The 13,365-nt window shown below is 65.6% G+C and carries 15 protein-coding genes; 5 read left to right on the forward strand and 10 right to left on the reverse strand.

Features of this window, described 5'->3' with window-relative positions; genetic code table 11:
* The first annotated feature begins 6 nt into the window (after positions 1 to 6).
* Positions 7 to 1,890 carry a DNA mismatch repair endonuclease MutL gene (gene mutL, locus JG746_RS23330; protein WP_202359448.1) on the forward strand — a complete coding sequence of 628 codons (1,884 nt, stop codon included), beginning with the start codon at positions 7 to 9 and terminating at the stop codon, positions 1,888 to 1,890.
* Positions 1,891 to 1,894: 4 nt separating this feature from the next.
* Entirely contained in the window at positions 1,895 to 2,209 is a 315-nt protein-coding gene (locus JG746_RS23335; RefSeq protein WP_202354865.1) for a DUF1905 domain-containing protein, read from the forward strand.
* A 36-nt stretch (positions 2,210 to 2,245) separates the two neighbouring features.
* Here the strand turns inward: JG746_RS23335 and JG746_RS23340 are convergent, their stop codons facing one another.
* On the reverse strand, positions 2,246 to 3,001 hold the full coding sequence (locus JG746_RS23340; RefSeq protein WP_202354866.1) for a hypothetical protein: 756 nt from the start codon (positions 2,999 to 3,001) through the stop codon (positions 2,246 to 2,248).
* A 143-nt stretch (positions 3,002 to 3,144) separates the two neighbouring features.
* A complete protein-coding gene (locus tag JG746_RS23345; protein WP_202354867.1) occupies positions 3,145 to 4,038 on the reverse strand; it encodes a DMT family transporter in 894 nt (297 codons plus the stop codon).
* Between the two features lie 92 nt (positions 4,039 to 4,130).
* Here JG746_RS23345 and JG746_RS23350 point away from each other — a divergent pair, with 92 nt between their 5' ends.
* Positions 4,131 to 5,057 (forward strand): LysR family transcriptional regulator, encoded by a 927-nt coding sequence (locus JG746_RS23350; protein ID WP_202354868.1) that lies wholly within the window; start codon positions 4,131 to 4,133, stop codon positions 5,055 to 5,057.
* Positions 5,058 to 5,079: 22 nt separating this feature from the next.
* Here JG746_RS23350 and JG746_RS23355 read toward each other — a convergent pair whose 3' ends face one another.
* On the reverse strand, positions 5,080 to 5,670 hold the full coding sequence (locus JG746_RS23355; protein WP_202354869.1) for a hypothetical protein: 591 nt from the start codon (positions 5,668 to 5,670) through the stop codon (positions 5,080 to 5,082).
* A gap of 125 nt (positions 5,671 to 5,795) precedes the next feature.
* On the opposite strand from JG746_RS23355, the gene JG746_RS23360 reads away from it, so the two are divergent.
* Complete coding sequence (locus tag JG746_RS23360) at positions 5,796 to 6,029, forward strand: DUF2093 domain-containing protein (protein WP_095770527.1); 234 nt, start codon at positions 5,796 to 5,798, stop codon at positions 6,027 to 6,029.
* Here JG746_RS23360 and lpxK read toward each other — a convergent pair.
* The 6 genes from lpxK to JG746_RS23390 form a co-directional block, all read right to left on the reverse strand.
* Positions 6,026 to 7,051 (reverse strand): tetraacyldisaccharide 4'-kinase, encoded by a 1,026-nt coding sequence (gene lpxK, locus JG746_RS23365; RefSeq protein WP_202354870.1) that lies wholly within the window; start codon positions 7,049 to 7,051, stop codon positions 6,026 to 6,028. The two genes, JG746_RS23360 and lpxK, sit on opposite strands and share 4 nt — an antisense overlap.
* Before the next feature lies 1 nt (position 7,052).
* The gene (gene waaA, locus JG746_RS23370; RefSeq protein WP_202354871.1) at positions 7,053 to 8,369 is read right to left on the reverse strand and encodes a lipid IV(A) 3-deoxy-D-manno-octulosonic acid transferase; all 1,317 of its coding nucleotides are present in this window, start codon (positions 8,367 to 8,369) and stop codon (positions 7,053 to 7,055) included.
* Entirely contained in the window at positions 8,366 to 9,157 is a 792-nt protein-coding gene (locus JG746_RS23375; protein WP_202354872.1) for a lysophospholipid acyltransferase family protein, read from the reverse strand. The genes waaA and JG746_RS23375 overlap by 4 nt, the downstream gene beginning before the upstream one ends.
* 5 nt (positions 9,158 to 9,162) lie before the next feature.
* A complete protein-coding gene (locus tag JG746_RS23380) occupies positions 9,163 to 9,408 on the reverse strand; it encodes a DUF4170 domain-containing protein (protein ID WP_032929795.1) in 246 nt (81 codons plus the stop codon).
* Positions 9,409 to 9,484: 76 nt separating this feature from the next.
* Positions 9,485 to 10,294, reverse strand: a complete 810-nt coding sequence (locus JG746_RS23385; RefSeq protein ID WP_202354873.1) for a 3'(2'),5'-bisphosphate nucleotidase CysQ — start codon at positions 10,292 to 10,294, stop codon at positions 9,485 to 9,487.
* On the reverse strand, positions 10,281 to 11,624 hold the full coding sequence (locus JG746_RS23390) for a TldD/PmbA family protein (RefSeq protein ID WP_202354874.1): 1,344 nt from the start codon (positions 11,622 to 11,624) through the stop codon (positions 10,281 to 10,283). The genes JG746_RS23385 and JG746_RS23390 overlap by 14 nt, the downstream gene beginning before the upstream one ends.
* Positions 11,625 to 11,792: 168 nt before the next feature.
* Here JG746_RS23390 and JG746_RS23395 point away from each other — a divergent pair, with 168 nt between their 5' ends.
* On the forward strand, positions 11,793 to 12,209 hold the full coding sequence (locus JG746_RS23395) for a VOC family protein (protein ID WP_027042200.1): 417 nt from the start codon (positions 11,793 to 11,795) through the stop codon (positions 12,207 to 12,209).
* A 7-nt stretch (positions 12,210 to 12,216) separates the two neighbouring features.
* On the opposite strand, the gene epmA is transcribed toward JG746_RS23395, so the two are convergent.
* A complete protein-coding gene (gene epmA, locus JG746_RS23400; RefSeq protein WP_202354875.1) occupies positions 12,217 to 13,263 on the reverse strand; it encodes an EF-P lysine aminoacylase EpmA in 1,047 nt (348 codons plus the stop codon).
* Positions 13,264 to 13,365: the final 102 nt, after the last annotated feature.

Below are 13,365 nucleotides of genomic sequence, written 5' to 3' on the forward strand. Positions count from 1 at the left end.
GCCGTCATGCCCATTCGCCAGCTTTCCGAAACGATGATCAACCAGATCGCCGCCGGCGAAGTCATCGAGCGTCCGGCGAGCGTGGTGAAGGAACTGGTCGAGAATGCGCTGGATGCCGGCGCATCACGCGTCGAAATCGTCACCGCTGGCGGCGGGCTGAACCTGATCCGCGTCACCGATGACGGTTCCGGCATCCCCGAACCGGAGCTTTCGCTGGCGATCGCGCGCCACTGCACCTCCAAGCTCGTCGAGGATATCAACGACATCCGCTCGCTAGGCTTTCGCGGCGAGGCGCTGCCGTCGATCGGCTCGGTGTCGCGGCTGTCGATCCGGTCGCGCACGGCTTCGGGCGACAGCGCCGCCGAGATCGGCATCGAGGGCGGCCGCGTGCTCCCCGTCAGACCGGCCGCAGCCAACCGCGGCACCACGGTCGAGGTGCGCGACCTGTTCTTTGCCACGCCGGCGCGGCTCAAATTCATGAAAGGCGAGCGTGCCGAGAGCTCGGCCACCAGCGATGTGGTCAAGCGCATCGCCATCGCCTTTCCGGCCGTGCGGTTCACGCTGGCCGGTTCCGACCGCTCGACGCTGGAATTGCCGGCGACAGACGACACTGCGGAAGGCAGCCTGCGCCGAGTCGCCCAGGTGATGGGGGCCGAGTTTCCCGACAATTCCATTGCCATCGACGCGATGCGCGAAGGCGTACATTTGACCGGCCATGTGTCGATCCCGTCGTTCACCCGCGCCAATGCGCTGCAGCAATATGCCTATGTCAATGGCCGGCCTGTACGCGACAAGCTGATCGCCGGCGCCATTCGCGGCGCGTTCGCCGATGTCCTGCCGCGCGACCGCCACGCGGTGACGGTGCTGTTTCTTTCGCTCGATCCGGCGATCGTCGACGTCAACGTCCACCCGGCCAAGGCCGATGTGCGGTTCCGCGATCCCGGCCTGGTGCGCGGCCTGATCGTCGGAGCCATCCGCCAGGCACTGGCCGACGCCGGCATCCGCTCGGCCACGACCGGAGCCGCCGGCATGATGGCGGCGTTCCGGCCGGGCGCGGCCTCCTATGATCATGGCGGCCCGGCCAACGGCCATCGTAGCTACGACGCAGCCTACCGCGCGTCCGGCTCCGCCGGTTTCGACCCCGTGCGCTCGCCGCAGCGTCCGCTCGACATGCAATTCGGAGCCTTCGAGCGCGCCGGCGCAAGGCATGGCGGGTTTGGCGAGCCCGGCCAGGCGGCGTTCGATACCGGCCCGCTTGCCAGCGCCGATGCGCGCGCCGGACAGAGCGAAGCGGCCGAGACGCTGCTTGGCACGGTGCTCGGTGCGGCTCGCGCCCAGGTGCATGAGAACTATATCGTTGCCCAGACCAGGGATTCACTCGTCATCGTCGATCAGCACGCGGCGCATGAGCGGCTGGTTTACGAAGCGCTGAAGAACGCCCTGCACTCACGGCCGGTGCCGTCGCAGATGCTGCTTCTGCCTGAGATTATCGATCTGCCGGAAGAGGACGCCGAGCGGCTCGCCATGCATTCCGAAACGCTCGCCCGGTTCGGCCTCGGCATCGAACGTTTCGGCCCGGGCGCCGTCGCGGTGCGCGAGACGCCGTCAATGCTTGGCGAGACCAATGTCCAGCAATTGGTGCTCGACCTCGCCGACGAGATCGCCGACAACGACACGGTCGAGACGCTCAAGGAAAGGCTGGACAAGATCGCCGCGACCATGGCCTGCCACGGCTCGGTGCGTTCCGGCCGGCTGCTCAAGGCCGAGGAGATGAACGCGCTGCTGCGCCAGATGGAGGCGACGCCCGGTTCCGGCACCTGCAACCATGGCCGCCCGACCTATATCGAGCTCAAGCTCGCCGATATCGAGCGGCTGTTCGGGCGACGGTAAGCATGTGAGCGGCGGGTCGACGGTCCGGTTCCAGTTCGAAGCCGAGGTGATCCACTGGAGGGGTCCTTCGCCGTACTTCTTCGTGCCAATCCCCCAGCAGCATAGCGAAGAGATCAAGAAAGTCGCGAAGTTCGCGACCTATGGCTGGGGAGTGATACCTGTCGAAGCGACCATTGACGGCTTCATGTTCGGCACATCCCTGTTCCCCAAGGACGGAAGCTATCTTTTGCCCCTGAAGGACGATGTCAGGCGCAAGTGCAATCTGACGGCAGGCGATTCGATTTCTGCTTCCATCGCGATACACCTTCGCGGACGATAACGCGGCCCATGGACGATCCTGTCGATGGGAGCCGTCTCATTTCCTCAGGCGGTACTTCCTGGTCTTGCGGTCAAAGACATAGACCTCCTCATAGCCCGCACGGCCGTCTCGGAAATTCACTGAGATGATGTCCTTGCCTCGCTCGGTCTGCTTCTGCACATTCCAGTAGATCGGCGTCATCAGCATGCCTGCATTGCAGTCTTCGTCGTCGAAATCGATGGTCTGCACGACCTTCTTCCGCTTCTTGTTGATGACCAGCATCTTCTCCATGCAGATATAGTCGTCTGTCTTCGTGTAGATTCCAGCGAACCTATCCGTTGCAGTTTGCGCCCAGAACGGAATTTCGACGTTGCCGTCGATCTTGCCCTCGTGCGTATCGTCGAAGCCAGCGACCCTCTTGAGATTGACCGGAAATTTGTCCGCGCCCTTGCTCCAGTTGCCCGTCAGGACACCGTCGCCGAGTTCCAGAGAAAACGGGCATCCGGTAACGTCGAAGGGCGTTTTGGAGCCGATGACGATGACGCGCTGAAACTCCTTGTCATCGGCAATCTCGCAAAGCACGATGCTGGCGCCATTGGCTTTGCCGTAGAGCGTGATCGGGCTTTGCTTCCCGTCGTAGACGAGGCTGCCCTGGACTGTAAGGCCGCTGCCGAACGCATAGGTCTGCAGGGATAAATGGACGGGGTTGGGCCCAATGGAGCCTTCGTAGTTCTCCACGTGATACCAACCCGCCGTGGCCTTGCCGCTGAGCAGCAACAAGCAGAAAAAGGCTGATACGAACTGCCTGACCATCCCGCCCCCCCGGTGAATTCAACTCACCATAGCCAGCCGGTGGGGTCCTGTCTGCATCGCAGCGCCGTTCGCCTATCTTGTGGGGTCAAACAATTCCGGAGCGGCTCTCGTCTTGATTCGGGAAAGGCAGACAACCCTTTGATCTAACGCTTCAAATTGACCACGATGACACCGCCGAGCGCCAGCGCGCCGCCGAGGATGCCGAGCAGGGTCGGCACTTCACCCAGCCAGAAGAAGCCGATCAAGGCGGACATCGGCGAGACCAGATAGAGGAAGTTCGAGGCACGGGCGGCCGGGAGACGCGACAGCGCGGTTGCCCAGGCGGCATAGGCGATCAGGCTGGGCACGATGCCGAGAAAGATCACGGCGCCGAGGCCGGCTGTGTTGGCGACTGCAGCCTGTGCAAAGCCGCTCGGCAGAAACGGTGACAGGCAAAGTGCGCCAAGGATCATATTCGAGGCCGAGATGGTCAGCGGGTGATGGCGGGCAAACAGCGGCTTTTGGACGATCGTGTTGACGGCCGAGCACAGCGCCGAGCCAAGAACCAACAGCGCACCGGCATTGAAGTGCAGGCCATTCCCGTCGGCCACGGCGATGATGCCGATGCCACCAAAGGAAATGGCTGTGCCAAGCCAGGCCCACCCCGAAAAACGCTCGCCAAGCAATGCCATCGCCATAATGGCGGTGAAGATCGGGCTGACATTGATGATGAAGCCGGCAGCACCAGCCGAGACAGTCAATTCGCCGAAGTTGAGCATGACGGTGTAGAGCGCGACAAAAATCGCCCCGCCAAAGACGAGGCGCCACACCTCGTCGAGCCTGGGCAGCGCCGGACGCTTGACAGCAAGGAAGATCGCTGCCGGCACAGCGGCGATGGCAAAGCGCAGGGCGCCGAGTTCCAGCGGCCCGAAGGCGCCAAGGCCGGCGCGGATGGCCGGAAAGGCCGAGGCCCAGCCGACCACCGTCAGCGCCACGGCGATGGCGGCGGTGGTATCCATCCGCTGTGTCTGATTCAACGTGCCCGTCATCGCGCTCATCTCACTGTCCTCATGCTGTTCCCGTCCTGGAAGCCACAAAACGCCTTTTCCCGCTTGTTGACAAACGACCAAATCGAGGATCAGCTGTGACTATGGATCACAGCTCAGACACAATGGTGCCGCTCGAAACCCTGCGAGCCTTCGATGCGGCGGCGCGCACCGGCAGTTTTTCGGCGGCCGCCGAGAAGCTCAACCTCACCCATGGCGCCGTCAGCCGGCAGATCGCCAAGCTCGAGGACTGGCTGGGGTTGAAAGTGTTCGATCGCGGCGCGCGCGGCGTGACGCTGACGATCGAAGGCAACCGGCTGCATCTGCGCACGTCGGAGGCTTTCGCACTGATTTCGAGCCATTCCGACCGCTGGGTCGAGCCGCGCGGCACGGCGGTGGTGCGGCTGACCTCGATCCCCTCGGTGAGCGGGCTGTGGCTGATGCCGCGCATGGCGGCGCTGGAGAGCAATCCGACCAAGCTGCGCATCGTGCTCGATGTCGATATCCGCCAGGCCGACCTTGCCGATGAAGGCATCGATTTGTCGATCCGCTGCGGCCGGGGCGGCATTCCGGGCCGCATTTCAGTGCAGTTGTTCGAGGAGCACGTCTTCCCGGTCGCCTCGCCGGAACTGGCGCGCGAGATCGGGCGCGGCGACCCGGCCCGGCTGCTCAAGTTTCCGCTGATCAACGATTCCGACGCCTCCGCCTGGCGTGCCTGGTTCGCCGCGCAAGGCATGGATTATCGCCCGCGCCCGCAGGACCGGCGCTTCGAGGATTACAATCTGGTGCTGGATGCCGCGGCCTATGGGCTCGGCATCGCGCTGGCGCGTCCGCCGTTGACCGGGCATCAGCTGCAGGCGGGCCGAATCACGGCGGTCGACGAGCGCACCGCGCTCAGTCCGGTGTCCTATTGGCTCGACCGGCCGCTGGGGCGGCCACGCACCGCAGCGTCGGACCTTGCCCGCCGTATCGCGCAGCAAGCCGGATTGGCGCCGGACAAGATCGAGGCGTTCATCGAAGCCGAGCGGTAGGTCTACTGACCCGATTCGTCGTTCAGCGGAGCAGCAGCAGAACGAAGCCGAAGAGCACGGTTGCCAGCAAACCGGTCATGATCGAAACAAAGCCGATTCTCACCAGCAGGCCCTCGGGGTTGGGTGCCGCGGCGGCGCCGGATTGATTGGCCGGCCTTCGCCGCCCCGACTGCATCCCAAGGGCGGCGGCGTTCTGCGCCACCGGAACCTGCGGCGGGATAAACGACAGCAAGGACACCCCGACAGCCCTGGCGGGTGCGTTGTCGTTAGCCGTTGCCGAAGGCGGTACGGCACCCCGCTGCGTTTCGGCTTCGGGCGCTGTTCTCCTTGCCGCGATCGTTGCCAACACCGCCTCGTCGCGCGTGTCGAGCTGCGCCTGATAGGCCTCGACGATGCCGGAAGAAGCAATCTGCTGCGATTTGACGGCCATCGGCGCCGCGGGCATCGCCAGCAAAGCGGGCGCCGTGCGTTGGGCGAACAGGGAGGGGGCGGCGGGCTGGACCAGTTCCCTGACCAGCGCCGTCCTGACCGGATCGGCTTTAGCCACCGGCACGGCTTGCGGTGTCATCGCCTCCTTGAGTAGTGAAGCCAGGCGGGCGGAAGAAATATCCATCGTGCCCCCGATAAAAGCGCTTTTCAGTGTGTCCTAGCGCCTCAGCATTGTCCGAGGCTTGTCGCAAGCTTGACCTGGCGGGCGATTTGTGGCGATGAAATCCGTATGAACCTCGGCACCACCGCATGATGAACCGTTTCGAAGGCCCGGGCGGCAAGGAAGCCCGTATCCGCTATCTCGATGGCGATTTCCAGGTCACCAGCCCCGGCTCGTTCGTGCGCTGCGCGGTGACCGGTGAAAACATCCCGCTGGACGAGCTGAAATACTGGAGCGTCGCCAGGCAGGAGCCTTACGTGAACGCCACCGCTTCACTGCGACGCGAGATCGAGATGCATCCGGAGCTGCGCAAGCGGAGCTAGCTCTTGAGCTTGCGCTGACGCCAGGCATCCAACGTCTCGTGGATGATGCGTTCCGGCACATTGTCGAGTTCGAAAACCGTATCGATTTCCAGCACCTTGAGCTTGTCGAGAAAGTCCTGCGAGGCGCCGTGGCGCAACCGGGCGGCGTCCTTGGCCGTGGTGATGAGGCCGAGGCCTTCGGCGCGCGCCGTCGCCGCCAGTTCGGCGAGTTCGTCCTCGGCATAGAAATGATGGTCCGGAAAGGGCTTTGAGAGAACCACCTCGCCGCCGGCCTCGCGCACCGTGTCGAAGAATTTGTCGGGATGGCCGATGCCGGCGAAGGCGAGGAACCGCTTGCCGGCAAGCCCCGCCTTGCTGCTTGGCTCCGTATGCGCCTCGAAGATCGGCCGGCCGGCGCGCGCCGCCTGGCGCACCACGGCGTCGGCTGCGGTGCCCTCGCCCATCTTCAACAGCCCGCTGGTGAAGACCAGCTGGTCGACGATCCTGGCCCTGAGCGGGCCGCCCGGAATGACGCGGCCATTGCCGATGCCGTAGCGGGCATCGACGACGACCAGCGCGTAGTCGATATGGATGCGCGCGCTCTGAAAGCCGTCATCCATGATCAGGAAATCGCAGCCATGCTTTGCCATGAGCAGCCGGGCGCCGGCGGCGCGGTTCGGCGTCACCGCGACCGGGGCATGTTCGGCCAGAAGCAGCGGCTCGTCGCCGACATGTTTGGCGGCATCGTGATGAGGATCGACGACATGCGGCTCGGCGAAGGAGCCGCCATGCCCGCGCGACAGGAAACCGGGCTTCAGCCGCATGCGCTTGGCCTGCTCGGCGAGCGCGATGGCGACCGGCGTCTTGCCCGTGCCGCCGACGGTAAAATTGCCGACGCACAGGACCGGCGCCTCGATCTTCTCGCGCCTCGCCCGCCGCATGCCGCGCCCGGCAACCATCGCATAGATGGCCGACAGCGGCGACAGTGCCAGGACCTTCCAGTCCGGCTCTTCCCACCAGAATGGTGGTGCTTCGGAGGCCACGCTAGCGCCCGTTGGCGCCCTTCAGGCGCGACTTGACGACCAGCGGCTGGATATAGGGTTCGAGCGATTTCAGCGTGCGCGCCAGCGCGCCGCGCATCTCGTCGACGGTCGCCACCCCCGCCGCCATCATCTCGTGGCGCGCCACTTCGTTGGTCAAAAGGAAATTGACCGCTCCGGCCAGCATGTCGCGATCGCGCACCAGCTTGGCGCCGCCGCTGTCGATCAGGCGCTGATAGGCCTCGCGGAAATTCTGGACATTGCGGCCGGCCAGAACCGCTGTGTCGAGCATGGCCGGCTCGAGCGGATTCTGCCCGCCCTCTGACGTCAGCGAACGGCCGACAAAGGCGATTTCGGTCAGCCGGAGATAGAGGCCCATCTCGCCGATCGTGTCGCCGAGCAGGATATCGGTGTCGGGCCCGATACGGTCGCCCTTGCTGCGGCGCGCGACCTTCAGCCCCATGCCGGAAATCTGCGCGGCAAGCGCCTCGGCACGATCGGGATGGCGCGGGACGACGATGGTCAGGAGCCCATGGTGACGCTTGTGCAGCGTCGCATGGACTTCCGCAGCGACCACTTCCTCGCCGTCATGGGTCGAGATCGCCGCCCAGGTCGGGCGGCCGCCGATCTGCCGCTGCAAGGAGGCTAGTACCCGTTCGTCGACCGGCGGCGGGTTGGTGTCGACCTTGAGGTTGCCCGACACCGTGACCGGCCGGGCGCCCAGCGCGCGAAACCGCTCGCCGTCGACATCGGATTGGGCAACGACATGGGCAAGGTTCTCGAACAATGCCTCGGCGATATTGGCCCGCTTCTTCCATGAAGTGAACGAGCGGTCGGACAACCTGCCATTGACCAGCACCTGCGGCACATGGCGCGCGCCAAGCTCGAGGATGGTCATCGGCCAGATCTCGGATTCGGCGATGATCGCCAGGTCCGGCCGCCAGTGATCGAGGAACCGGCTGACCGCCGGTTTCAGGTCGAGCGGTACGTATTGGTGGATGATGCGGTCGCCGAGCCGCTCGTCGGCGACCTGCGCCGATGTCACCGTCCCTGTCGTCAGCACGATGTTGACGCCATAGTCGAGAATGCTCTCGACCAGCGGCACCACGGCTATGGTCTCGCCGACGCTCGCGGCGTGGATCCAGATCACCGGCCCTTCGGGGCGTGGGCGGCCGGCGACGCCGTAGCGTTCGCGGCGGCGGTGACGGTCTTCCTTGCCGCGCGAGGTGCGCCAGGCGACGTAGGGCCCGACCAGCGGATAGGCCGCGGCACCGGCGAAGCGGTATGCCGTCAGCATGGCGCGCGCCCAGCGGCCGCTCATCGCCGGCGATCCACGAGACGGTAGGCCTCGGCCGTCGCGGCATTGAGGGCGGTGGTGATTTCCTGGCGCTTTCGCTCCATTTCGGCGTCATCGGCGTCGGCCGCGACAAAGATCGGCTCGCCGATGGTCACCGCGGAACGGCCGAAAGGCAGGTTGATAGTGGTCTTGTCCCAGCTCTTTTCCAGCACCTTGCGGCGGCTGGTGGCGATGGCGACAGGCAGTAGCGGCCGCCCAGAGAGCCGCGCCAGGAGAACGATACCGAGCCCTGCGTCGCGCGGGGTGCCATGCGGAATGTCTGCGATCATGGCGACGTTCTTGCCTGACGTGAGCGACTTTTTGAGGGCGATCAAGGCCTTGGCCCCACCCTTGTCGAGATGCCGGGCATTGTCGCGCCCGCCCGAACCGCGCACCGCCTCGATGCCGAATTTCTCCAGCATCAGCGCATTGAGCTCGGCATCGGCGCTGCGTGACACCATGGCGACCAGCGGCTTGCGCTTGGGGTAGTAGGCCGGCGTCAAAAGATGCTGGCCGTGCCACAAAGCGATGATGCCGGGCTCGAATTCGGAATAGGCGCCGCCCGAAAAGCGCGCCGAGCCGGCAACCAGGGGGCTGGTCAGGCGAACCAGGCGCACGAACTGCGCAAGCAGGCTGGCAATGGCGTTCTTGACGAATCGCGATTGCGCGAGCGGCTCGCGCACCTTGCGCCAGAACGCCTTGGTCGCGCGGCTGCCGCCCCTGCCAGAAGGCGCGGCATCGCTGGCTGGCCCTTTCGCCAGGTCATGCTCCATCGAAGTCAACCGGCGGCCTTGTTGTCGGGATCCAGCAGACGGTGCAGATGAACGACGAAATAACGCATATGGGCATTGTCCACGCTGGCTTGCGCCTTGGCCTTCCACGCCGTGTGCGCGGATTGATAATCCGGGTAGATGCCGACAATGTCGAGCCCGTCGAGATCGCGGAACTCTGTGCCCCCAAGCTTCTTCAGTTCGCCGCCGAACACCAGATGCAAAAGCTGTTTCTTCCCGTCTTCCGCGGTCATGTCGGTCCTTCACATATTGTGAGTTTGTGACAGGTCTAGACCAAAGCCGCCGACTTTGGAACCTGCGAATGTGCTTTCACGCGTCCAGCCCGGCAATGACGTCGACGAGCACCGCCAGCAATTCACCGCTGCCGGCGGCGAGCGCGCCGTGGCGGATCACCTCGCCGGCATAGAGCGGCGCGCGGCCATGCGGGTCGAGCAACTGGCCGCCGGCCTCGCGCAGGATAAGATCGGCGGCGGCGATGTCCCAGTCATGCGCATTCGGCTTGACGAAAGTGGCATCCAGCGTGCCGTTGGCGATCATCGCCAGGCGATAGGCCAGCGAGGGGCTGTAGGGCGCCCGTACCAGCCGCTTCTGCCAATCGGACGGCAGCAGGTCGATCAGCTGCTTCAACCCGGAAATCTCGGCCTTGTCGCCAAGCGTGCGCACGCCAATGCGCTTGCCGTTGCGGAACGCGCCCTGGCCGGGCAGCGCCCAGTAGGTCTCGTCCATGGCCGGGCATTCGAGCACGCCGGCGAGCGTGCGGCCTTCTTCGACGACGGCGACGCTGACGCACCAGGTGCGCTGCCCCTCGAGGAAGCCGCGCGTACCATCGATCGGATCGACAACGAAGGTGCGGCGCGCCGAAAGCCGCACTGGGTCGTCGACCGTCTCTTCCGACAGCCAGCCATAGTCCGGCCGCGCCGCCAGCAGCGTAGCGCGCAGATAGGCGTCGGCGGCGTGGTCTGCTTCGCTGACCGGCGAGGTGCCGCCCTTCATCCAGACCTGTGGGCTGTTGCCGAAGTAGCGCATGGCGATGACACCCGCCTCGCGGGCGGCATCGCGCAGCAGCGGCAGATCGCCAATGGTATCGGAAGGGGCAGCGGTCAGCTCAGGCTCCGGCAAGGGTCATGCCTTCGATCAGGAGCGTCGGCGCGGCGGTGCCGAAATTGCGGTCGAGGTCATCGGCCGGCACCATGTTGAGGAACATCGTCTTCAGGTTCGAGGCGATGGTGACTTCGGCGACCGGATAGGCCAGTTCGCCATTCTCGATCCAGAAGCCGGAGGCGCCACGGCTGTATTCGCCGGTCACCATGTCGACGCCCTGGCCGAACACTTCGGTGACGAAGAAGCCGCGCTTGAGCGACTTGATCAAATCCTCCGGCGAGCGTTCGCCCGGCTCGATGGCGAGATTGGTGGAGGATGGCGAGACGGAAGAGCCGCTGCGCGAGCCGCGCCCGTTGGTGACCAGCCCCAGTTCCCGCGCCGCCGAGGTCGACAGGAACCAGTGGTTGAGCACGCCCTTTTCGACCATGAGAAGCTTTTCGCCCTCGACGCCCTCACCATCGAACGGGCGCGAGGCCTGGCCGCGCGGCCTGAGCGGCTCGTCGGTGACGGTGATGGCGGACGCGGCCACCTGCTTGCCCATCATGTCGCGCAGGAACGAGGTCTTGCGCGCGACGGACGCGCCGTTGATGGCGCCGGCAAGATGGCCGGCGATGCCGCGCGCCACGCGCGGATCGAACACCACGTCGACCGGCCCGGTCGCCGCCTTGCGCGCGCCGATGCGGCGCACGGCGCGTTCGCCGGCCTTGCGGCCGATATCCTCCGGCGCATCGAGATCGGCAAAGTGCTGGCGCGAGGAGAATTCATAATCGCGCTCCATGCCGGTGCCCTCGCCGGCGATGACGCTGGCGGACCGCGAGAAGCGCGAGCCGACATAGTGGCCGATGAAACCGTGCGAGGTGGCCAGCACTATCCCGCCCAGCCCGGCACTGGCGCCGCTGCCGGCCGAATTGGTCACGCCCTTGACGGCAAGTGCCGCCGCTTCGGCCGCAAGGGCTGCTTCCTTCAACTGGTCGGCCGACACTTCCGTCGCATCGAACAGGTCGAGATCGCGCATTTGCCTTGCCAGCAGCGCCGGATCGGCCAGACCCTGATAGGGATCCTCGGGCGAGACTTTCGCCATGGCAACGGCGCGTTCGGCGAGCATTCCCGGGTCGGACGCGGCGGTGGCCGAGACGCTCGCCACTTTCTGCCCAACGAAGACGCGCAGCGACACGTCCTCGGCCTCCGACGATTCGGTGGCCTCGACCTTGCCGAGTCTAACCGATACGCCGGTGGAGCGGCCGCGCACGGCAACCGCGTCGGCGGCATCGGCGCCGGCCTTCTTGGCGGCCTCGACGAGTGCTGCGACGCGGTCGGTCAGTTTTTTAGCGTCTGATGTGTCGGCCATGCCTGTGATCCTGCTTATCGCGGCCGGCTTGCGGCCGCGCCCACCCATCTATTGTTCCGGTCCGGCTTGTGCAATGGCACAGGCTTCAATCAAAATGCATCGTTACATGGTTCCCATCGCGAACCCTGTGACGGAAAATCGGCCCGCAGCCTGCACGGAGCATCCTTCATGACACCTTTCCATCTCGCCTTCCCGGTCCGTGATCTCGATGAAACCCGCACTTTCTATGGCGAGGTGCTGGGTTGCGCGATCGGCCGCTCCTCGGCGACCTGGGTGGACTTCGATCTTTACGGCCACCAGATGTCGGCGCATTTGCGGCCGCAGGCCGCGCAAGCCGCCAGCGATGGCAAGGTCGACGGCATTCTGGTGCCAATCCCGCATTTCGGCGCCGTGCTCTTGATGGATGACTGGCAGCGTCTGGCGACCCGGCTGGAGGCGCGCGACGACATAGACTGGCTGGAACGGCCGATGGTCCGCTTCAAGGGCGAGCCCGGCGAACAGGCGACGCTGTTCATCCGCGACCCCTCCGGCAACGCCCTGGAATTCAAGGGTTTCCGCTCGCTGGAGCAGGTTTTCGCGCACTGAGGCCGGCTCAAGAGCCGGCGACCGGCGTCCAGATCACGTCCTCTATTTTCTGTGCGCCGGTGGCCAGCATGACAAGCCGGTCGAAGCCGAGCGCGATGCCGCTGGCCTGCGGCATGATGGCAAGGGCGGCGAGAAAATCCTCGTCCAGCGGGTAGCGCTCGCCGTAGATGCGCTCCTTCTCGTCCATTTCGAGGATGAAGCGCCGGCGCTGCTCCACGGCATCGGTCAGTTCGCCAAAGCCGTTGGCGAGTTCGACACCGCAGCAATAGAGCTCGAAGCGCTCGGCGACGCGCGCATCACGCGGGCTCGGCCGGGCGAGTGCCGCCTCGGCGACCGGATATTCGCACAGGATGGTGGCGCGGCCGAGGCCGAGACTGGGCTCGATCTTTTCCACCATCACGCGGCTGAACAGGTCGGCCCAGCTGTCGTCGGGCGCCGTGCGCAGGCCGGCTTGAACGAGCGCAGCGTAAAGTGCGTCCCGGTCGGTGCCGCCATCGGCGGCGACCGTGGCCAGGAGATCGATGCCGGCATGGCGGGTGAAGGCGTCCGCCACCGTCAGCCGTTCCGGCGCGGCGAACGGATCGCAGTCGCGGCTCCGGAAAGAGAAGCGCGTCGCCCCTGCCCTCGTTGCGGCCAGGGCCAGCAGGTCGGCGCAATCGCGCATCAGGCTCTCATAGGTCTCGCCCACCCGGTACCATTCGAGCATGGTGAATTCGGGATGGTGCAGGGGGCCGCGCTCGCGGTTACGCCAGACGGCGCCCAGGCTGAAAATCCTGGTTTCGCCGGCGGCGAGCAGCTTCTTGCAGGCGAATTCCGGCGAGGTGTGGAGATAAAGCGGCGCGCGCGCGCCATCCGGCCCGACCGCTTCTGTGGCGAAAGCCGCCAGATGCGCCTCATTGCCGGGCGAGACCTGCAGGGCCGCCGTCTCCACCTCGATGAAGTCGTGGGCCGCGAACCACTCCCGCAGCGCGGCCGTCAGGGCGTTGCGCAGCAGCAGGCGCGGGCGGCGATCGGCGTGAACGTCAGGCGTCCACCAGGGCGAAGCGGCGGTCATGAGCGATTTGAAGGCGTGCCGGCGCGCCTTGGGGGCTGGCGGTTCGCGCCAAGATGCGCTACCAGCGCCGCACAAGCCGGCAAACGCCCACTAACTCTCGCA

Origin of the sequence: Mesorhizobium sp. 113-3-3, from assembly GCF_016756495.1 — a bacterium.
Lineage (GTDB): Bacteria > Pseudomonadota > Alphaproteobacteria > Rhizobiales > Rhizobiaceae > Mesorhizobium.

Coding starts and splice junctions, on each gene's coding strand:
- JG746_RS23360 (WP_095770527.1), top strand. CDS start 5,796: ATGATGAACCGTTTCGAAGGCCCGGGCGGCAAGGAAGCCCGTATCCGC.
- JG746_RS23345 (WP_202354867.1), bottom strand. CDS start 4,038: ATGAGCGCGATGACGGGCACGTTGAATCAGACACAGCGGATGGATACC.
- JG746_RS23350 (WP_202354868.1), top strand. CDS start 4,131: ATGGATCACAGCTCAGACACAATGGTGCCGCTCGAAACCCTGCGAGCC.
- JG746_RS23355 (WP_202354869.1), bottom strand. CDS start 5,670: ATGGATATTTCTTCCGCCCGCCTGGCTTCACTACTCAAGGAGGCGATG.
- JG746_RS23390 (WP_202354874.1), bottom strand. CDS start 11,624: ATGGCCGACACATCAGACGCTAAAAAACTGACCGACCGCGTCGCAGCA.
- JG746_RS23395 (WP_027042200.1), top strand. CDS start 11,793: ATGACACCTTTCCATCTCGCCTTCCCGGTCCGTGATCTCGATGAAACC.
- mutL (WP_202359448.1), top strand. CDS start 7: ATGCCCATTCGCCAGCTTTCCGAAACGATGATCAACCAGATCGCCGCC.
- JG746_RS23380 (WP_032929795.1), bottom strand. CDS start 9,408: ATGACCGCGGAAGACGGGAAGAAACAGCTTTTGCATCTGGTGTTCGGC.
- waaA (WP_202354871.1), bottom strand. CDS start 8,369: ATGAGCGGCCGCTGGGCGCGCGCCATGCTGACGGCATACCGCTTCGCC.
- JG746_RS23375 (WP_202354872.1), bottom strand. CDS start 9,157: ATGGAGCATGACCTGGCGAAAGGGCCAGCCAGCGATGCCGCGCCTTCT.
- epmA (WP_202354875.1), bottom strand. CDS start 13,263: ATGACCGCCGCTTCGCCCTGGTGGACGCCTGACGTTCACGCCGATCGC.
- JG746_RS23340 (WP_202354866.1), bottom strand. CDS start 3,001: ATGGTCAGGCAGTTCGTATCAGCCTTTTTCTGCTTGTTGCTGCTCAGC.